The 18,572-nt window shown below is 69.7% G+C and carries 20 protein-coding genes; 15 read left to right on the forward strand and 5 right to left on the reverse strand.

The annotated features are described in order from the left end of the window. The first annotated feature begins 14 nt into the window (after positions 1-14). Genes ACGFJ2_RS20730 through ACGFJ2_RS20740 form a run of 3 tightly spaced genes read left to right on the forward strand, consistent with a single transcriptional unit; the run spans position 15 to position 1,704 of the window. Positions 15-626 (forward strand): TetR/AcrR family transcriptional regulator, encoded by a 612-nt coding sequence (locus tag ACGFJ2_RS20730; RefSeq protein ID WP_357938745.1) that lies wholly within the window; start codon positions 15-17, stop codon positions 624-626. Next, the gene (locus ACGFJ2_RS20735) at positions 623-1,297 is read left to right on the forward strand and encodes a VC0807 family protein (RefSeq protein WP_358176233.1); all 675 of its coding nucleotides are present in this window, start codon (positions 623-625) and stop codon (positions 1,295-1,297) included. Before ACGFJ2_RS20730 ends, ACGFJ2_RS20735 begins: the two co-directional genes overlap by 4 nt. 23 nt (positions 1,298-1,320) lie before the next feature. Further along, entirely contained in the window at positions 1,321-1,704 is a 384-nt protein-coding gene (locus ACGFJ2_RS20740) for a DUF6069 family protein (protein WP_393470503.1), read from the forward strand. Here the strand turns inward: ACGFJ2_RS20740 and ACGFJ2_RS20745 are convergent. The 3 genes from ACGFJ2_RS20745 to ACGFJ2_RS20755 are packed head-to-tail and all read right to left on the reverse strand — an operon-like array spanning position 1,701 to position 4,653. After that, a complete protein-coding gene (locus ACGFJ2_RS20745) occupies positions 1,701-2,477 on the reverse strand; it encodes an SDR family oxidoreductase (RefSeq protein WP_358176227.1) in 777 nt (258 codons plus the stop codon). The two genes, ACGFJ2_RS20740 and ACGFJ2_RS20745, sit on opposite strands and share 4 nt — an antisense overlap. Then, positions 2,474-3,487 (reverse strand): DUF4432 family protein, encoded by a 1,014-nt coding sequence (locus ACGFJ2_RS20750; RefSeq protein WP_357938753.1) that lies wholly within the window; start codon positions 3,485-3,487, stop codon positions 2,474-2,476. The genes ACGFJ2_RS20745 and ACGFJ2_RS20750 overlap by 4 nt, the downstream gene beginning before the upstream one ends. Further along, positions 3,484-4,653, reverse strand: coding sequence for a DUF4185 domain-containing protein (locus ACGFJ2_RS20755; protein WP_358176221.1), 1,170 nt, complete (start codon positions 4,651-4,653; stop codon positions 3,484-3,486). Before ACGFJ2_RS20755 ends, ACGFJ2_RS20750 begins: the two co-directional genes overlap by 4 nt. A 174-nt stretch (positions 4,654-4,827) precedes the next feature. On the opposite strand from ACGFJ2_RS20755, the gene ACGFJ2_RS20760 reads away from it, so the two are divergent. The 3 genes from ACGFJ2_RS20760 to ACGFJ2_RS20770 all read left to right on the forward strand — a co-directional run bounded on the left by ACGFJ2_RS20760 (position 4,828) and on the right by ACGFJ2_RS20770 (position 7,451). After that, positions 4,828-6,369, forward strand: a complete 1,542-nt coding sequence (locus tag ACGFJ2_RS20760; protein WP_393470508.1) for a serine/threonine-protein kinase — start codon at positions 4,828-4,830, stop codon at positions 6,367-6,369. Positions 6,370-6,805: 436 nt separating this feature from the next. Then, positions 6,806-7,018: a hypothetical protein gene (locus ACGFJ2_RS20765; protein WP_393470511.1), complete on the forward strand. Its 213-nt coding sequence runs from the start codon at positions 6,806-6,808 to the stop codon at positions 7,016-7,018. Then, the gene (locus ACGFJ2_RS20770) at positions 7,011-7,451 is read left to right on the forward strand and encodes a type II toxin-antitoxin system VapC family toxin (protein WP_393470514.1); all 441 of its coding nucleotides are present in this window, start codon (positions 7,011-7,013) and stop codon (positions 7,449-7,451) included. The genes ACGFJ2_RS20765 and ACGFJ2_RS20770 overlap by 8 nt, the downstream gene beginning before the upstream one ends. A gap of 15 nt (positions 7,452-7,466) precedes the next feature. Here ACGFJ2_RS20770 and ACGFJ2_RS20775 read toward each other — a convergent pair whose 3' ends face one another. Continuing rightward, complete coding sequence (locus ACGFJ2_RS20775; RefSeq protein ID WP_393470517.1) at positions 7,467-7,748, reverse strand: hypothetical protein; 282 nt, start codon at positions 7,746-7,748, stop codon at positions 7,467-7,469. Between ACGFJ2_RS20775 and ACGFJ2_RS20780 the strand changes: the two genes are divergently transcribed. From ACGFJ2_RS20780 to ACGFJ2_RS20800, 5 genes are all read left to right on the forward strand, one after another. Beyond that, positions 7,725-9,335, forward strand: coding sequence for an ABC-F family ATP-binding cassette domain-containing protein (locus tag ACGFJ2_RS20780; RefSeq protein WP_393470520.1), 1,611 nt, complete (start codon positions 7,725-7,727; stop codon positions 9,333-9,335). The two genes, ACGFJ2_RS20775 and ACGFJ2_RS20780, sit on opposite strands and share 24 nt — an antisense overlap. A gap of 85 nt (positions 9,336-9,420) precedes the next feature. Beyond that, a complete protein-coding gene (locus ACGFJ2_RS20785) occupies positions 9,421-10,221 on the forward strand; it encodes a hypothetical protein (RefSeq protein ID WP_393470523.1) in 801 nt (266 codons plus the stop codon). A gap of 168 nt (positions 10,222-10,389) precedes the next feature. Beyond that, on the forward strand, positions 10,390-11,835 hold the full coding sequence (locus ACGFJ2_RS20790; RefSeq protein ID WP_393470526.1) for a hypothetical protein: 1,446 nt from the start codon (positions 10,390-10,392) through the stop codon (positions 11,833-11,835). Positions 11,836-11,844: 9 nt separating this feature from the next. Then, positions 11,845-12,513 (forward strand): hypothetical protein, encoded by a 669-nt coding sequence (locus tag ACGFJ2_RS20795; RefSeq protein ID WP_357938768.1) that lies wholly within the window; start codon positions 11,845-11,847, stop codon positions 12,511-12,513. A gap of 57 nt (positions 12,514-12,570) precedes the next feature. Further along, positions 12,571-13,692 (forward strand): NlpC/P60 family protein, encoded by a 1,122-nt coding sequence (locus tag ACGFJ2_RS20800; protein ID WP_357938770.1) that lies wholly within the window; start codon positions 12,571-12,573, stop codon positions 13,690-13,692. 5 nt (positions 13,693-13,697) lie between these two features. Here ACGFJ2_RS20800 and ACGFJ2_RS20805 read toward each other — a convergent pair whose 3' ends face one another. Beyond that, positions 13,698-14,189, reverse strand: a complete 492-nt coding sequence (locus ACGFJ2_RS20805) for an inorganic diphosphatase (protein ID WP_225293326.1) — start codon at positions 14,187-14,189, stop codon at positions 13,698-13,700. A 72-nt stretch (positions 14,190-14,261) separates the two neighbouring features. On the opposite strand from ACGFJ2_RS20805, the gene dacB reads away from it, so the two are divergent. The 4 genes from dacB to hpt are packed head-to-tail and all read left to right on the forward strand — an operon-like array spanning position 14,262 to position 18,367. After that, on the forward strand, positions 14,262-15,683 hold the full coding sequence (gene dacB, locus ACGFJ2_RS20810; protein ID WP_393470531.1) for a D-alanyl-D-alanine carboxypeptidase/D-alanyl-D-alanine-endopeptidase: 1,422 nt from the start codon (positions 14,262-14,264) through the stop codon (positions 15,681-15,683). A gap of 46 nt (positions 15,684-15,729) precedes the next feature. After that, the gene (locus ACGFJ2_RS20815; protein ID WP_357938774.1) at positions 15,730-16,806 is read left to right on the forward strand and encodes a zinc-dependent metalloprotease; all 1,077 of its coding nucleotides are present in this window, start codon (positions 15,730-15,732) and stop codon (positions 16,804-16,806) included. A gap of 6 nt (positions 16,807-16,812) precedes the next feature. Then, on the forward strand, positions 16,813-17,805 hold the full coding sequence (tilS, locus tag ACGFJ2_RS20820) for a tRNA lysidine(34) synthetase TilS (RefSeq protein WP_393470534.1): 993 nt from the start codon (positions 16,813-16,815) through the stop codon (positions 17,803-17,805). Between the two features lie 10 nt (positions 17,806-17,815). Beyond that, positions 17,816-18,367 (forward strand): hypoxanthine phosphoribosyltransferase, encoded by a 552-nt coding sequence (gene hpt, locus ACGFJ2_RS20825; RefSeq protein WP_225293318.1) that lies wholly within the window; start codon positions 17,816-17,818, stop codon positions 18,365-18,367. The last annotated feature ends 205 nt before the right edge of the window (positions 18,368-18,572 follow it).

Raw genomic sequence — 18,572 nt, forward strand, 5'->3', positions numbered from 1 at the left:
GTTAAAAATTACTCATGCAAGTAAGGAAGGAAGACTCCGTCACGACCTCTGCCCGTCGGGCGCAGATCGTGACGGCCACGATCGAGACGATCGCCGACCTGGGCTACCACCAGGCGTCCTTCGCCCGCATCGCGGAGCGGGCCGGGCTCAGCAGTACGCGGCTGATCTCGTACCACTTCGATGGCAAGGACGACCTGATGGGCCAGGCGATTGTCACGATCTACGAGGGGATCGCCACGTTCATGACCGAGCGGGTCAGCGCCCAGACCAGCCCCGGCGCCGCGCTGGACACCTACATCCGCTCGCTGATCGGGTTCATCCGGGACCACCGCCGTGAGATGCGCGCGGCCACCGAGATCTTCCTGAACTTCCGGCCGGAGAAGGGGACCACCGCGCAGGAGGCGGCCATGGACCCGGCCTCGCTGGGGCACATCGAGCGGTTGCTGTTCTGGGGGCAGGAGACGGGCGAGTTCCGCCGGTTCAACACCCGCGTGATGGCGATGGCCATCCAGCGGGCCATGGACGGCCTGCCGTTCCTGCTGGAGGGCGACCCCGGCGCGGACCTCGACGTGTACGCGGACGAGCTGGTCGAGCTCTTCCGCCTGGCGACCCGGGCCACGCCGTGAGCTCTCGCGCCAAGACGTTGCTGCTCGTCCTCGTCGACATGGCCCTGCCCATCGGCCTCTATTACGTACTGCGCGCGATGGACGTCAGCTATCACTCCGCGCTGCTGATCAGCTCCCTGCTCCCCGGTCTGAGCGTGGTCGCCAGCCTGGTGCGCCGCCGCCGGCCCGACGGGCTCGGCCTGTTCATGACGGCCATGATGGTCGGCAGCGCGGCCGTCTCCCTGCTCGTCCACGACCCCCGCTTCCTGTTGGCCAAGGACGGCTGGATCACCGCCATCTCGGGCCTGTGGTTCCTGGCCAGCGTCCGAGGCCGGCAGCCGCTGGCCTTCGCCTTCACTCGCTTCGTCCTGGAAGGCCGCATCGGTCCCCTCAAGGGGGGAGACGGCTCGGGCCGCGAGTCCTGGGACGTCCTGTGGGAGCGGCTGCCCGCCTTCCGCCGGATCTGGCGGGTGGCGACGGTCATCTGGGGCATCGGCCTGCTGGCCGACGCCGCCGTCCGCGTGACCATGGCCTACACCCTGCCGCCCGACGTCGTCCCCGGCCTGGGCGGTCTGCAGTACGGCGTCTTCATGGTGCTGATGCAGGTGGTGATGGCGTGCTACCTCGTCCCCACCGGCCTGTACAACCGCTGGTCCGCGCTGTACTTACCGCTCAAGGAGACCCTCGCGTGATTCCCGCCCAAGGAGACCCCCGCGTGACCGCCCCCCGCTCCCTGGCCGTCCCCCGCATCCTGGCCGTGCTCGGCGCGGCCGCCGCCGCCCTGGTCGTCTGGGCGGTCGTCCACGTCCTCGCCGGCGTCGAGCTGGCCTCGACCTCCGGAGAGGTGACCGCGGCCTCTGTGATCGTCGCCGCCCTGGTCGCCGGCCTGGCCGGCTGGGGCCTCCTGGCCGTGCTCGAACGCGTGACGGAACGGCCGCGCGCCATCTGGACGTGGATCGCCGCCGTGTTCCTCATCATGTCCCTGGCCGGCCCACTCACGATGGGCACCACCGGTGCGGCCAAGGCATCACTGGCCGCGCTGCACGTGGTGACTGCGGCCGTCCTCATCGTCCTCCTGCAGCGCCGGCGCACGCGCTAGGCCTGCTCAGGCAGCACAGCCGGGTTGCGGGCGAGCAGCCCACCATCCACCCGGTGCTCGGCCCCGGTGATGAACGACGACCGCGGCCCCGCCAGGAACGCCACCAGCTCAGCCACCTCCTCCGGCCTGCCCACCCGGCCGAGGGGGTGCGCCCGGCCCCACTGCGCCACCTGCTCCTCCTGGGACAGCCCACCACGCCACAGGTCGGCGGCCCAGCGCAGCATCGGTGTGTCGACCGAGCCGGGGCAGACCACGTTCACCCGGATGCCGTCGGCCGCGTGGTCGAGCGCCATCGCCCTGGTCAGGCCGTTCAGCGCGGCCTTGCTGGCGGTGTAGGCGGCCACCTGCGCCTGCGAGGCGAACGCCTGCACCGACGACATCACCACGATCGAGCCGCCGCCGCGCGCCCGCATCCTGGGGATGGCGGCCTTGCAGGCCAGATAGACGCCCTTGAGGTTGATGTCGAGCACTTCGTCCCAGACGTCCTCCGGCGTGTCCTCGACCGTGCCGTAGCGCTGCACACCCGCGCACGTCACCACGATGTCGAGCCCGCCGTACCTGGCCACGGCCAGGTCGACCAGGTCGCGCATGTCGCCCGCCCGCCGTACGTCCGCGACCCGCCCGGTCACGTGCTCGCTGTCGAGCTCCGCCCCCTTGTCGGCCCCGCAGAACACCACGGACGCCCCGCCGTCGGCCAGCCGGTCGACCACCGCCCGCCCGATGCCCATCGAACCGCCCGTCACCAGAGCGACTTTCCCATCGAACTCACTCACGCCAACACCTCCGCGCGCAACCTCAGCACCTTCGTCTCGTGTGGGCCCAGGGTGAGCGCCGTGCCGTTCGCCACCGCCTCGGCCAGCCCGTTGGTGGGCATGCTGGAGAACGGTTCGAGCCCGACCGTGTAAGCCCGCCCCCACCAGGGATAGCCGGTGGTCGCACCGACCTCCTGCCACATCCACAGGTACGGCAGGAGCGTCGCATCCCACTCCACACGAATACCTACATCCCCGGAAATTTCGTACCAGCCCTCGGTAAATCCGGTTAGGTAGACGATCTCGCTCGGCGACCCGGGCTCCGGCACCACGCTCAGATCCGTCTCGCCGCCACCGTCGGCGGGCACCACGGGCCACTCCCACGGCCCGCCCGCCTTGACCCGGCGGCCGTGGGCGTCGATGGCGCTCTCGTGCGGGATGACCGTCACGCCCGCCGGCAGCCGTACGCGGGCGCCCGGCTTGAGGAACGGCCGGCCGTACACGATGTGCTGCCCCCACATGGCATGCAGCTCGACGCCGGACTCGTTGGTCGCGCGCCCCTCGATCTCCAGCGCGGCCGTACCCGCCGCCAGCCGGAACGTCTTCTCGATCCGGTACGGCAGGCGCCGGGTGCGCACGCTGAGCCGTACCGCGACCTCCTGCTCGGAGTCGGCCACGACCTCGGCCTGCCACGGCAGCCCGGCGACCTCCCCGTGCTGCGCCAGCCGGGCGCCGCGGTATTCGCTGGGCGCGCCGCCGTTGGGGAAGATCTCCTGCCAGCCGCCCTCGTAGTGGTCGATGAACTGGGCGACGTCGTCGGCGGCGCCCTGGAGGTGGTCGTGCGGGTCGCGCAGCCCCTGCGGCGAGAGCCAGACGAAGTCAGTGTCGGTTGGCTTGTGCAGAAATTCGATGACATCGCCGCCCTTGTCGGGCACGACGGTCACGCGGAGCCGTTCGTTCTCCAGCACGACCGCCCGCAGCCCGTCGATCACGACGTGCCGCAGGCGAGCCGCCCAGTTCCGTGTACTCACCCGAAAGTCACATCGATGAAGCGCGGCCGGTAGATCGAGGAGTCCCGGTAGTGGTCGGTGTTGACGAAGCTGTTGACGTTGTAGGAGACGACGAGTCCGTTGCCCGCCACGTCGGGGTGGGCGTGGGCGTTGTAGGTGAAGATGTTCCCGTTCGTCTCGGGGGTGGTGTAGACGGCCTGCTTGCCGGTGAACGGGCCGAACGGCGAGCACGAGGTGTAGGCCACGATGTGCGAGCTCAGGACCTCGGTCGTGTCATGGGTGATCAGCACGTAGCCGTTGCCCACCTTGGTGACGCTGTACTCGTTGGCCACGCCGCTCATGATCCGGGCCGAGTCGGCCTCGTTGGTGGACCAGGTGCCGTCGGCCTTGAGGTACTCCCACTGCCCGAGCAGGCTCTGGCCGGACACCCTGGCGATGTGCATGTACTTGGGCGAGCCGAGATCCTCCACCCCGTAAACGTAGGTGTAGCCGCCGTCCTTGAGGATCCCGGAGGCCCAGGACACGCCGGCCGACGACGGCAGGTCGGTCACGCTGATCGGCCGGTCGAGCCGGCTCTGCGCGAACCTGGCCAGCACGTTCCGGTGCCAGCGCCAGTCCCACGCGCCGGTGCCGTAACGCTCGTACTCCTGGTAGGTCACCTCCACGATGCCGCCCGCCAGGGTGGCGTCGCCGGCCCAGTACCAGTGGTTCTGGTCGCGCGGGGGCATCACCGCGGTCGGCTTCTCGGTGGTGCCGGCGTGGATCGTGGAGAGCCTGCCGTCGCGCTCCACGGCGAAGGAGTTGTTCAGGAAGACGGTCGTGCCGCCCTCCTCGACCACCGGCGGGCGGCTGCCGTCAGGGTTGATCTTGCCCAGGAAGGTGTCGGAGAAGACCCACACCTCTTTCCCGCTGGGCAGCTTCAGCGAGTACGTGCCGTCGGCGCCGGTCCAGTCATCCAGGCGGCTGTTGTCGTTGCCGTACGCGGTGAACAGGCTGGTCAGCCTCGCGTCCACGGACGCGCCCCGCACCGTCGGCCCGCATGTCGCACGGGTGGTGGCCTGCTGCGTCGTGGTGGCGGAGATGGACGGCACCGGCTTGGGCGGTGCGGCCAGCGCTTGCTGCGGCACAGCCGCGAGGCTCAGCAATCCGATGGCGAGGGGGATGAGGGCGGACCGGAATCGCGTCATCACACGTCCTAAGGGAGGGGGGTTCCCTACAGTTCTAGTCATTTGATCACTTTGTGTCTAGGGCCTCACGGCGCAATGATCCAAATGTTGTGGAAGGCGGGGTTTCCGGGGTTTCGTAGCCATCTTGTGGCTTTTTTCGGGCATGACGTGAGGATGATCGGGTAACCCGCCCCCATGTCCTTTGCGCGCTACGAGGGATGGCTGCTGGCCGGGCGCTACCGGTTGCTGTCCGAGCTGGGCCGGGGCGGCATGGGCAGGGTCTGGCGGGCTCACGACGAGCTCCTGGATCGCCAGGTCGCGGTCAAAGAGGTCACCATCGTCGGCCCGCAGCACGAGGAGCTGATCGGCCGGACGATGCGGGAGGCCCGCATCGCCGCCCGGCTGAGCCATCCGCACATTGCGGCCATCTACGACGTGGTGCTGGTCGACGAGCGCCCGTGGATCGTCATGCAGCTCGTCCCCGCCCGCAGCCTCGCCCAGGTGATCGCCGAGCAGGGCCCGCTGCCCGTGGCCACCGTCACCCGCATCGGCCTGGAACTCCTGGACGCCCTGCGCGCCGCGCACGCCGCCGGGGTGCTGCATCGCGACATCAAGCCCGCCAACATCCTGCTCACCGACGACGGGCACGCGGTCCTGACCGACTTCGGCCTGGCCACCACCGTGGACGACGAGTCCCGGGTCGCCCAGACGAGCATGGTCGTCGGCACCCCCGCCTACATCGCTCCCGAACGGGCCGGCGGCGCCCCGTCCACACCACAGGCCGACCTGTGGTCGCTGGGCGCCACCTTGTACACGGCTGTGGAGGGCCACTCACCCTTCGGCCGCAGCACCGAGACGGCCACGCTGACCGCGATACTGACCAGCACCGCCTATCCGTTCAACCTGGCGGGCCCGCTCGCTCCGGCCATCGCCGGCCTGCTGGACAAGGACCCCGACCAGCGCAGCGACGTGGCCCGCGCCCACGACCAACTCCGGCGAGTGGCCACCCGAAGCGAGCCGGCCCTCGCGGCGCTGTCGTACTCGGGGGGCCGCGCTGCGAACGCGCCGGATGAGCCCCACCATCCGCACCCGAGATTGCACCCGCGCCCGCGCTCGTCGAAGAGGGCGCGAGGGCTGGTGCGCTGGTCGGGAGCGATGCCACGGTCAGCGACGATGCCACGGTTAGGGACGATGTCACTGTCAGGCTCGACGCCAGGGTGGGTGGCGATGCCCCAGTCGGGCGTGATGTGGCGGTCCGGCATGGTCCGGCGGTCAGGCGTGGTCCGACAGTCGGAAGCAGCGCGGCGCTCGGCGGCGCTGCGGCGGTCAGAGGCGGTGCGGCGGCTGATCACCGAGCACTGGCGCGAGACGGCCTTGATCGCCGCCTTGATCGTCAGTGTGATAGCCACCGGCTCCTGGTGGAACACCGTTCCCAGCAGCCCGGCTCAAAGCACACCAGCCGACATCGCACCCGATGTCGCACCCGCCCTGGCATTCGACCTGACCAGCATCCCGCAGGTCCACGCTGTGTCTCGCCAGCGACTCACGGAGACATCCGACGGCCGCGAACGAGCCGACATCCGCCCCAACCCGGCCCCGGCCACCTCCTCTAGCAAGACCGCCACCGCGCTGAAGAAGGCCAAGAAAGCAGCCAAGAAAGCAGCTCAGAAGGCGGCGAAGAAGGCAGCCAAGCAGGCGGCCAAGCTCGGCAAGACCCACGGCAACAAGAAGCATTAGCCGCCCTGACTCCGGTCAGCCGCGCCGTAAATCAGGTGCCGTCATGACCCGCTGGTCGGGCGGGGACTTCTGGCCCATCGCCGGGGAAGGAGCCTTGGAGCTCGCGAGCGAGTTGCGGATCGCTCCAGACGACGGCCGCAGATCGCCAGGAGGCCAGCGCACGGCCGAACGGCAGCAGGCGCATGATGTCGATGAGATTCGGGTGATGTACGCCTCGTTGTACCGGAGATGTGCATGGAGCGCAGCAAGGGGTGGGATCGGCCTCATAGATGCATGGCACTATGCGTCTATAGCAAATTAACTACTCTATGCAATCGACAAAGCGCATGCTGTCGCCTTCGAAGATGGCCGCCTTCTCAGACGTCCCGCGCGAGTCGCCGTCCACTCGGTGGAGGTAATCCTGTGTCCGGCCGCAGCAGGGTCGTACACTGCGGCTATGAGCGCGATGCGTGAGGAGCTCCATCTGTTGGTGGACGAGTTGCCGGAGAGCCGGGTGTTGCCGGTGCTCGCGCTCGCCAGGGAGAACGTGTCGTCATCCCGTAGGCGGGAGAAGGCCGCGGTGGCTCTGGAAGCCATCCGTAACCGGATGCGAGGGGTGACCGGGGTGGACGAGGAGTTGGACCGACTCCGGGACGAGTCGCGTGGCTGACGCCTACATCGTTGACACCGGCGTCTTTCTGCGCTGGTTCGTCGATCAGCCCGGATTCGAGCATGCCCGCGAGATCCAGGAGGCATTCCTGGACGATCTTGTCGGGTTGGAGACAGCGGACTTCGCCCGGATCGAGGTAGCTGGCGTGCTGCGGAAGAAAGGGCTTCTGGCGGGCCGCCTGACAGCGGATGAGTTCGCGACGGCCGTACGCGTCATCGATGATCTCGGCGTGACGGTTCACCCGATCGGGGCCGACCATTTGGAGCGGGCTGCCGGGCTCGCTGTACGGCTGACATTGCGCATGTGCGACGCCGTCTTCGCCCAGCTGGCACTCGATCGTGGAGTCCCCCTGCTCACGACGGACGCCAAGCTCTGTCACGCGGTCGAAGGCGTAGTGAAGACCGAACTGCTCCGAGGCCTGGGAGAGATCTGACCTCGTTCGCGGTCATCAGAGGCCGGCCGCGGCGAACCGGTCCGCTTCTCTGCTCACCGTCGACTGCGACGTTCCGGTCCATGCGGCGAGATCGGTGGTTGAGTACTCCTTCTCCGGGTGGAGGTATAACCAGGCGAGCAGCTCACCGACAGCGTTGGAGCCGCCTTCCCTGACGTCCCGCGCGAAGCGCCGCCAGGCCGGGGGAGTAAAAGGAGGTGCTGTGCGGAGTTCTCGGTAGATACCCTGCGCGGGGGAATTGCGAAGGGAATCGCCGTGGCGCACGTCGAAGTAGGACATCTGACATACGTACTGCCCGACGGGCGGCCGTTGCTCAACGACGTGTCCTTCCGGATCGGCGAAGGCGTCAAGGCCGCGTTGGTCGGGCCCAACGGGGCGGGCAAGACCACGCTGATGCGGCTCGTCGCCGGGGACCTGCAGCCGGTGGCGGGGAGTGTGGCCAGCTCCGGTGGGCTGGGGGTGATGCGGCAGTTCATCGGCAGTGTGCGTGACGGGAGCACGGTGCACGATCTGCTGCTGAGCGTCGCTCCGCCGGCCGTGCGGGAGGCGGCCGCGCGGCTGGAGCGGGCCGAGTTGGTGATGATGGAGCGCGACGACGAGAAGGCGCAGATGCGCTACGCGCAGGCCATCACCGACTACACCGACGCCGGTGGCTACGACATCGAGGTGCTCTGGGACACGTGTACGGTGGCCGCGCTCGGTGTGCCGTACGACAACGTGAAATATCGTGATGTGGCGACGTTGTCCGGCGGCGAGCAGAAGCGGCTCGTGCTCGAAGCGCTGCTCCGCGGACCGGACCAGACGCTGCTGCTCGACGAGCCCGACAACTACCTCGACGTGCCGGGCAAGGAGTGGCTGGAGCAGGCGCTCAGGGAGACCCCCAAGACGGTCTTGCTGGTCAGCCACGACCGGCAGTTGCTGGCCAACGCGGCCGACCGGATCGTCACCGTCGAGTCCGGAAATATCTGGATCCATGGTGGTGGTTTCGCCACGTACGCGGAGGCCCGCAAGGCCCGCAACGAGCGCCTCGACGAGCTGCGCAGGCGCTGGGACGAGGAGCACGCCAAGCTCAAGGCCCTGGTCATCATGCTGAAGAACAAGGCCAGGTACAACGACGGCATGGCCCCCGCCTACCACGCGGCTCAGACCCGGCTGCGCAGGTTCGAGGAGGCGGGGCCGCCCGAGGAGGCTCCCGCCGACCAGAACATCAAAATGCGCCTCAAAGGCGGTCGCACGGGCAAGCGCGCGGTCATCTGCGAGGGCCTGGAGCTGACCGGCCTGATGCGGCCGTTCGACCTGGAGGTCTGGTACGCCGAGCGCATCGCGGTGCTCGGCTCCAACGGCTCGGGCAAGTCCCACTTCCTGCGGCTGCTCGCGGGCGAGCAGATCGGCCACTCCGGCGTCGCCAGACTCGGCGCCCGCGTGGTCCCGGGTCACTTCGCCCAGACGCACGCCCGGCCCGACCTGCTGGGTCGCTCGCCGGTGGACATCGTCATGACCGAGCACGCCAGGCTGAAGAACGAGGCCATGAAGGTCCTGGCCCGCTACGAGCTGGCCGGGCAGATCGCGGAGCAGCGGTTCGACACGCTATCGGGCGGTCAGCAGGCGCGGCTGCAGATCCTGCTGCTGGAGCTGTCCGGCGCGACGCTGCTGCTGCTCGACGAGCCGACCGACAACCTCGACCTGGCCAGTGCCGAAGCGCTCCAAGCGGGTCTGGACGCGTTCGCGGGTACGGTGGTGGCGGTCACGCACGACCGCTGGTTCGCGGCGGATTTCGATCGCTTCCTGGTGTTCGGCGCGGATGGCACCGTTTACGAGGCTTCCGAACCGGTCTGGGATGAGGCCAGGGTCGTCCGTCCCCGCTGAACGCGTTAAAGAGCTCCATAAAGAGTTGGTACGGCAGGCGCGTGTCCCGCCCCTGCCGTGCCCATAGACCGGCTATCACGGCAAAGTGATCCCGCGTAGCCGAACCGTCAGCCTCCTCGCACTCGGGGCGATCTGCCTAGCCGGGTGCTCCAGCGAGGAACCGTCCAAACAGCAGCTCAAGCCCCTCGTCCTCAAGGAACAGGTGTCGAACGTCGTCAAGTCGTCCGACGGCTACGCCGTGAACTGGGCAGGAATCCTCACCAACGCCAACCCGTGGCACTTCGGCGAGCATGTGGTGGCGACGATCGTCGGGCGTGACGCCGCCGGCACCGAGGTGGTCCGGATGGACCAGTCGCTCGACGCCGTGCCGCCGGGCGGCTCGCTGGCCTTCACCGGCCAGGTCAACGCGCCCCAGAAGCCGGCCAAGGTGACCATCGACTATCGCCCCGCCCAGTGGCGGCCCGCCGCTCGCATCGCGTCGGCGTTCAAGGAGTTTCCCGTTTCGCGGGTGCAGACGCTCCGGCAAAAGGACCGTTCTTATCTTATTACCGGCTATGTCGACAATCCCTATCAGCTGCCCGCCAGCAGCCTGGTGGTGAACGTGTTGCTGCGCGACAAGGCGGGCAAACTCCTCGGCGGCGGCAGTACGTTCGTCGACGACGTGAAGGCGGGCAGCCCGCCGCGCTTCATCCTGACCGTGGGCGGCCTGCCCGCGGGCAGCGTGGTGGCCAAGACCGATGTGACCGCCCGGACCTGGGGTTCGACCGGCCGCCCCTTCGAGGACCTGGCGCTCGGTGGCGCGGTGCCGCTGCACACGATCAAGCCGACCACCGAGCCGTTCGCGATAGACCGCGGCAGTCAGGCCATGACCGAGCACCAGCAGTGAATTGCTCATCAAATATCAATCAAATAAGCCGATAAATCGGACAGAGTGGCCATTAGCTGCAAACCAGGCCGAGCGCAACAAATTCCTTAGGCGGAGTGTCGTCGGCAAAGGCTTCATTCCCACAGAAGGAGTGGAACTACTAGTTACTAATCCATTACCTTCAGTCATATGAATGACCGCGCCCTGGTCGAGTCACTCCGCGCCCATGACCCGGGTGCCCTCGCCGCGCTCTACGACGCCTACGCCGAGGGCATCCACAAATACTGCTGGTCCCTTCTCCTCAGCTCCGACGGCGCCCAGGTGGCGCTCCGCGACACGATGATCGCGGCGGAGGCCCACGCCGGTTCCCTGGCCGATCCCGGCCGCCTGCGGCCATGGCTGTACGCCCTGGCCCGCGCCGAATGCCTGCGACGGCGGATGGCCGAGCCGCCGAACGCCGACGAGGCCCTGGCGCAGGCTCCGCCCCCCGACAATCCGGCCGACGCCGACCTGCGCGTCGTGGCCTGGAACGCGATCCAGAGCCTGTCCCACGACGACCGTGAGGTGCTGGAGCTGTCGGCCAGGCATGAGCTGCCCACCCCGGAGCTCGCCGCGGTGCTGGGGGTCGCGGCGCGCCACGTCGAGGCGGCCCAGGAGGAGGCGCGCGAACGACTGCGCGACGCGATCACGGCGGAGCTCCTGGCCAGGAAGAGCCCCTACGACTGCGCGGCACGGGCCGGCATCCTCAAGGGCTTCTCCGGCAGGCTGACGCCAGAGACGCGCGCGCGGCTGGTCGGGCACCTCGCGGGCTGCCTGACCTGCTCCCCCCACCGCACGCGCCAGGTGTCGGCGGCCAAGGTCTTCGAGCTGCTGCCCCGGATCCCGCTGCCGGAGTCGCTCGCGGTCAGGGTGATGAGCTGCTTCGCCGACCCCGAACTCCAGCCCTACCGCCGCTACGTGGCCCGGCGCTCGGGGGCGCTGGACGCCGCCGGGTTTCCCGTTGCCCCGCGCAAGAACGCTCGGAGGTGGCCTCAGGCGCTGGCTGGCGCGATGGCGGCGGTCGCGACCGTGGCGGCGATAATGATGATCTTCCAGCAGTTCGGGGTCGAGGGCGGAGTGCCGGGCCTCGCGTCCGCCGCCTTCCCCGCGCCCGGCGAGCCGCCGGGCATCAGGCTGCCCTGGCAGCCCGAGCCTCAGGACCCGCGGATCAGCGTCGAGCCCATCCTGGACAGCACGGCGACCGTCCCACTGGGTTCCCTGCCCCCGACGGCGACGCCGTCAACGGGCACCGTGCCCACCATCGGCGACCCGGCGAGCTCCGCCTCGTCCAAGGCCCCCGAGACGCCCGAGCCCCAGTCCGACCAGGTCACCCCCACCCCCGACCACCAGTCCGCCGAGCCCGGGGAGCCGGGCGCGCACCCGGGCAGGGAGCCGGACAAGCAGCCCGGCAGACACCCGCACAAGCACTCCCGCACACCCCGCCCCAACGACCTCCCGACGCCCGCCGCGACACCGACCCAGACACCGGTCGCCCCGCCGATCGTCACACCGGCACAGACACCGGCCCAGACACCCGGCCAGACGCCGGCACAGACGCCGACCGCGACGCCGCCCGCCACCGTCCCGGCCGGCTGAGGCCCCTGCATGGAGGCGTACCAACTGCGCGAGGACCCTCAACTGGGCTGCCGGGTCTGCCCCCTGCCGGTCAGCGAGGAGCGGGCCGAGCTGATGGCCAGGAGCCATCACGTCGCCTGGCCCACCTGGCTCGATCAGGGCCCCCGCATGCTCCGGGACGTCCTCGAACTGTGCCGCCTGCGCACCGCCCGCGGCCTCGCCGTCCTGTCCTGGCTCTCCGGGAGCGAGCCGCCCGGCGGCCCGCCCGCCGAGCTCGGCTGGCTCTGGTCCTCACGCCGCCTGACCGGTCAGCGCCAGGAGCGCCTGTACGCGGCCGCCGCCGCGGTGCCGGAGCCCGTGCTCGGCCTCGTACTCGCCAACTGGACCTGGGCGCTCGGCACCTGCCACGGCGGCCGGGTCGCCGCCCCCTACCTGGCGGGCACCGCCTACCCCGGCGACGGGTCGGTGGCCGCCGCCGCCACGATGACCCTCTACCAGACCTTCGACCGCCATCCGGAGTCCCGCCCGGCCATCGCGGCCGCCTGGGCCGCGGCTCGGGCGGGCGCCGACTGGTGCCGGGCGGCCGAGCTGCACGCCGCTTACGGCACGCAGACGCCGGTCTTCACCTATCCCCGGGGTACGAGCCCGATCCCGGTCGGTGTGCGGCCGTGGATAGAGCGCCTGTTCCGCCTGCGTTGACGATGTTACGAAAGTGACCAGGATTACGCAGAGTGACAGGCGGGAACTGTGTGCACTATGCACGCCCTCAGAGCCGGACTCATGGCAGTCTGCCTGGTCGTCACCCTGTGCCCGCCGGCCGACGCGGCCCCCGGGCCGTCCCGCCGGAAGGTGACGCAGGCCCGCCACGCCGTACGGGATCGTACGCGGCAACTGGGCACCGCGAGCGCGCGGCTCGCCGAGGCCCAGTCACGGCTCGACGACCTGGCGGCCGGGGCGGAGCGGCTGGTGGAGGCGTACAACGGGGAGCTCGTCCACCTCGAACGCGCCAGGCGGGCCCGCGACCAGGCCCAGGCCCGGCTGGCGCTGGCCGACGCCGAGGTGGAGAAGGCCCGCGCGCCCGTCGCGCTGCTCGCGGCGCAGGGCTACAGCGGGCTCGACATGATCACGCCGATGCTCGGCATGATGACCGACATCGGCGACACCGACGGCTTCCTGCACCGGGCGAGCGTCCTGGAGCAGCTCAGCGGCGAGCAGGGCGCGGTGCTCGACCGGATGCGCGACGCCCAGGAGGTCTCCGCCATCCTGCGGAGCGCGGCGGCCGACGCGTACGCCGAGCACCAGGCCGTGTCCGAGCGCGCCAGGCAGGCGAAGGTCGCCGCGGAGGCGGCCGTCGCCGCGCAGAAGCGTGAGACCAGAGGGCTGGAGGCCGAGCGCGCCGCGTGGCAGCGGCGGGTCGACGCCGCGCGCACCCACGCTAACCTGCTGGCCAGGCGGCGGGAGGCGGCGCTGGCGCAGGCGCGCCTCAGCGGCGGGCTGCACGCGTCCGGGTCGCTCATGGGCGACGTCGCGGCCAACTGGGCGCTGACCCAGCTCGGCAAGCCGTACGTGTGGGCGGCCGATGGCCCGGACAGCTTCGACTGCTCGGGCCTGACCATGCGAGCCTGGGAGCAGGCGGGCGTCGGCATCGACCACTGGACCGGCACGCAGTGGACCTCGGGCCCGCACGTGCCGCTCGACCAGTTGCGCCGCGGCGACCTGCTGTTCTTCGGCTACGTCACCAGCGACCCGAGCACGATCCACCACGTCGGCATGTACGTGGGCGACGGGCTGATGGTGCACGCGCCACAGACCGGCGACGTAGTGCGGGTCGCCTCCATGTGGCGAGGGGACCTGGTGGGTGCCACCCGTCCTCAGTGACCTACTCAGCTATGGCCTTCGTCTTTGGCGCGCTGGAAGGAGCGCTTGATCTCGACCTCGGCTTCCATCCGGCCCACCCAGTTGGCGCCCTCGACGGATTTGCCGGGCTCCAGGTCCTTGTAGACCTCGAAGAAGTGCTGGATCTCCAGCCGGTCGAACTCCGGCACGTGGTGAATGTCGCGAATGTGCTCCATCCGCGGGTCGGTGGCCGGGACGCACAGAACCTTGTCGTCGCCGCCCTTCTCGTCCGTCATCCGGAACATCCCCACCGCGCGGCAGCTGATGTAACAGCCCGGGAAGGTCGGCTCCTGGAGCAGCACCAGCGCGTCGAGCGGGTCGCCGTCCTCACCGAGGGTGTGCTCGATGAAGCCGTAGTCGGCGGGGTACTGCGTAGAGGTGAACAGCAGCCGGTCAAGCCTGATGCGACCGGTTTCGTGGTCCACTTCATACTTGTTCCGTTGTCCCTTGGGAATCTCAACGACAACGTCGAACTCCACCGCGGTTCCTCCGCTCACGCCGAGTGGGCGTTAATGTCTCGTAGGCGAACACCAGGAGAGAGGTCAGGCGACGTGGCGCGGCACGAGCGGTGGGTGATGCTGACCACTCTCGCCATGCTCCAGGTGCTGACCATCGTCATCGGCCTCTATGCGATGACCAATGACTTCAGCCTGGGCGCGCTGACGAGGGGATCGTCACCGACCGAGCCGACACCGTCTCCTCAAGGGTCTCCCCCCGTCTCCGTGGTCACCGCGGGGCCGGTGCTGGCCCAACTCCAGGTGAGGGCCGGAGACGGACCTCTCACTACTAAGCGTACTTTGACCCAGCAGCTCACCCGCGCCCTGGGTGACGAAGCGCTGGGCGCTCGGGTGGGCGCGGTGGTCCTCGACGCCGCCACCGGCGAGCAGGTATTCGCCGCCAACCCCGACGTCGGCATCACTCCCGCCTCCACCACAAAGTTGGTCACCTGCACGGCCGCGCTGGCCGCGCTCGGCCCCGACACCCGTCTGTCCACCCGGGTGACGCAGGGCCAGTCGGCCAACTCGATCGTGCTGGTGGGCGGCGGAGATCCGACGCTCGCCGGGCCGTCGGCCAAGTCCCTGTCCTATCCCAAGCAGGCGTCGCTCGCCACGCTCGCCTCGCGCACCGCCGCCGCGCTCAAGGCCAAGGGCGTCACCAAGGTCACGCTCTCCTACGACACCTCCCTGTTCACCGGTTCCACGCTGGCACCCGGATGGAAGCCGGGCTACGTGCCCGACGGCGAGGTGGCGCCGGTCTACGCGCTGGCGATCGACGAGGGGCGGCGCGACCCCGCCGCGAGGCAGCCGCGCGTGTCCAACCCGCCGCAGTACGCCGCCGCCGCGTTCGCCCGCCTCCTGACCAAGTACGGCGTGGGCGTCGCCAAGTCCGTACGACCGGGCAAGGCGCCCGCCGGGGCCGCCGAGCTCGGCCGGGTCGACTCGGCACCGCTCTACGCGCTGGTCGAGCACACGCTGACGTTCAGCGACAACGACCTGGCCGAGGCGCTGGCCAGGCACATCGCCATCAAGGAAGGGCAGCCGGCGTCCTTCGAGGGCGCGACCAAGGCGGTGGTCGGGGTGCTGCAACGGCTCGGCGCGGCCAAGGGCGTACAGGTCTTCGACGGCAGCGGCCTGTCCGCGCGCAACCGCATCAGCGCCGACGCGATGGCCCGGGTCATCGCGGTCGCCTCCGCCGCGTCCCACCCCGACCTGCACCCGATCGCCTCCGGCATGCCGATCGCCGGATTCTCCGGCACCCTGGGCAACGGCAGACGCTTCACGGGCGGCGACAGCAAGGGCCAGGTCGGCCTCGTACGCGCCAAGACCGGCACCCTCAACAACGTCAACACCCTCGCTGGCATGGCCACCACCAAGGAAGGGCGGCTGGTCACCTTCGCCTTCCTGGCCGATCGCGTCCCGAGCACCGCCGAGCCAGTACTGGACAGACTCGCGGCCATCGTCGCAAGGTCATGAGGGCAGGTCTTCGCGGGCGAGAAGAGAACCACGTACGGTGGACGGTATGCAGGTGATCGACTGGGATCTGGCCGTCACGACCGGCACGCGCCTGGTGCGCCCCGGTCCTCAGGTGAGCCGGGAGGAGGCCAGGCAGGCCGTCACCGAGCTCCGTGCGCTGTCGCGTGAGGCCGAAGGGCACGTACGCGAGTTCACCAAGATTCACACTGAGACCGCGCCGCAGGCGGCGACCATCGTCGACCGTCCCGGCTGGATCAAGGCCAACGTCGAGGGCTTCCGTGTGGTGCTCGAACCGCTCACCGAGCGGGTCGGCGCCGGGGCCAACCCGCCGCCGGCGATCGTCACGGCCGTGGGCTCCCGCATCACCGGCGTCGAGGTGGGCGCGGTGCTCGCCTTCCTCGCCTCGCGGGTGCTCGGCCAGTATGAGCTGTTCCTGCCGCCGGACCCGACGGGCCGCGAGCCGGCCGGGCGTCTGACCCTGGTCGCGCCCAACATCGTGCACGCCGAGCGCGAGATGAACGTCGACCCGCACGACTTCCGCCTCTGGGTGTGCCTGCATGAGGAGACGCACCGCGTGCAGTTCACCGGGGTGCCGTGGCTGCGCGAATACATCCGTTCGCAGATGACCGAGTTCCTGCTGGCCTCCGACCTCGATCTGGGCACGCTGCTGGAGCGGCTGCGCAGCGCTGCCGACACGGTGGCCGACGTGGTGCGCGGCGGCGAGGGCAACCTCATCGACGCCATCCAGTCGCCCGGCCAGAAGGAGATCCTCGACCGGCTCACGGCCGTGATGACGCTGGTCGAAGGGCACGGCGACTACGTCATGGACGCCGTCGGCCCTTCGGTGGTGCCGTCGGTGGCCGACATTCGCGCCAAGTTCGCCCATCGCCGCGAGGGCGGCTCGCGCCTCGACCGTACGGTCCGCCGGCTGCTGGGCATCGAGGTCAAGATGAAGCAGTACGCCGAGGGCTCGGCCTTCGTCCGCGCGGTGGTGGACCAGGTCGGCATGGACGGCTTCAACCGCGTCTGGACCTCGCCCGAGACCCTGCCGACGACACCCGAGATCACCGACCCCAGCGCCTGGGTACGCCGCGTCATCGGCAGCAACGCCCTGCCCGCCTGACTCGTCATGGGCCCGCACCCGGCCGTCGCGGACGTCCGAAGGGCCGTCCGCGAGGCGCTGGCTGACATCGGTGACGGCGCGCTCGTGCTGGCGGCGTGCAGCGGGGGAGCCGACTCCCTCGCGCTCGCCGCCGCGCTCGGCTTCGTCGCGCCGCGCGCGGGCCTGAAGGCCGGGTTGCTGACGGTGGACCACCAGCTCCAGGAGGGTTCCGCCGCCCGTGCCGAGACGGTGGCCGCGCTGGCCCCGGCCCTGGGCCTCGACCAGGCCGAGATCCTCACCGTCGACGTCGGCACGTCCGGCGGCCCGGAGGCGGCGGCCAGAGACGCCCGCTACGCCGCGCTCGCCGAGGCGGCCGACCGGCTCCAGGCCGCGACCGTGCTGCTCGGCCACACCAGGGATGACCAGGCCGAGACCGTGCTGCTCGGCCTGGCCAGGGGTAGCGGGCTCAGATCGCTGTCCGGCATGGCCCCGGTGACCGGCCGCTACCGCAGGCCGCTGCTGTCCCTCTCCCGTGCCACCACCGTCGCCGCGTGCGCGGCGCTCGGCCTCAGCCCTTGGGACGATCCGCACAACGAGGATCCCCGCTACACCCGCGTACGGGTAAGGACCAGGGTGCTCCCGCTGCTGGAGTCGGAGCTGGGGCCCGGCGTGGCCGACGCGCTCGCCAGGACCGCCGATCTGGCCCGGGACGACGCCGACGCCCTTGACGAATGGGCCGACACGGCATATCAGAATTGCGCTCTAAGCGATATCGCCGGTTCGGTGACGCTGTCCGTACCCGAACTGGAACGCCTCCCAGGCGCCGTCAGGCGGCGGGTCCTGCGGCGGGCGGCCATCGCGGCGGGAACGCCGTCCGGAGCCCTCTCCGCGACCCACGTGCGTGCCGTCGACCGGCTCATCACGGCGTGGCGCGGGCAGAAGGCCGTGGATCTACCCGGGGGTCTGGCCGCTGTGCGGCGGTATGACACCCTGATACTCGCCATCAGTCCCATCCCGTAAGGAACCACAGGTGGACGCTGCCGATATGGGCAAGGACCTCGAGAAAGTCCTGATTCCTCAGGACGAGCTCCAGGCCAAGGTGAAAGAGCTTGCCGGGCGGATCGACGCCGACTACGCGGGCACGGAGCTCCTGCTCGTGGGCGTGTTGAAGGGCGCGGTCATGGTGATGGCCGACCTGGCCAGGGCGTTGCACGTGCCCGTCCAGATGGACTGGATGGCCGTGTCGTCCTACGGCGCGGGCACCAAATCGTCCGGTGTCGTGCGGGTGCTGAAGGACCTCGACACCGACATCATGGGCCGCCACGTGCTGATCGTCGAGGACATCATCGACTCGGGGCTGACCCTTCACTGGCTGCTGGAAAACCTCAAGTCGCGCAACCCGGCCTCGCTGGAGATCTGCGCCGCTTTGCGCAAGCCCGACGCGGTAAAGGTGCCGATCGACGTCAAGTACGTCGGCTTCGACATCCCCAACGAGTTCGTCATTGGTTATGGCCTCGACTACGCGGAGCGTTACCGCAATCTCCCCTTCATCGGCACCTTGGCTCCCCATGTTTACAAGTAGCCGCCGGGAACACCGCGCCACCTGACGTACGTTGGTAGGGCAAGACCGGTGTAGCGGGCGGTCCCTCCGCGCGCTTCCCCGGTGTACCTTCTGACTCCGGGAGGGTGACCAAGCGTCCCCTTCGGGTAGTCAGAAGTCGCGGCGTCGGATGCCGCGGCCCCGGGAATTCCCGGGGTTCCAGGCCATGGTCAGGAAGGGACGGGCC

Source organism: Nonomuraea sp. NPDC049028, from assembly GCF_043197735.1.
In the GTDB taxonomy this organism is placed as follows: domain Bacteria; phylum Actinomycetota; class Actinomycetes; order Streptosporangiales; family Streptosporangiaceae; genus Nonomuraea.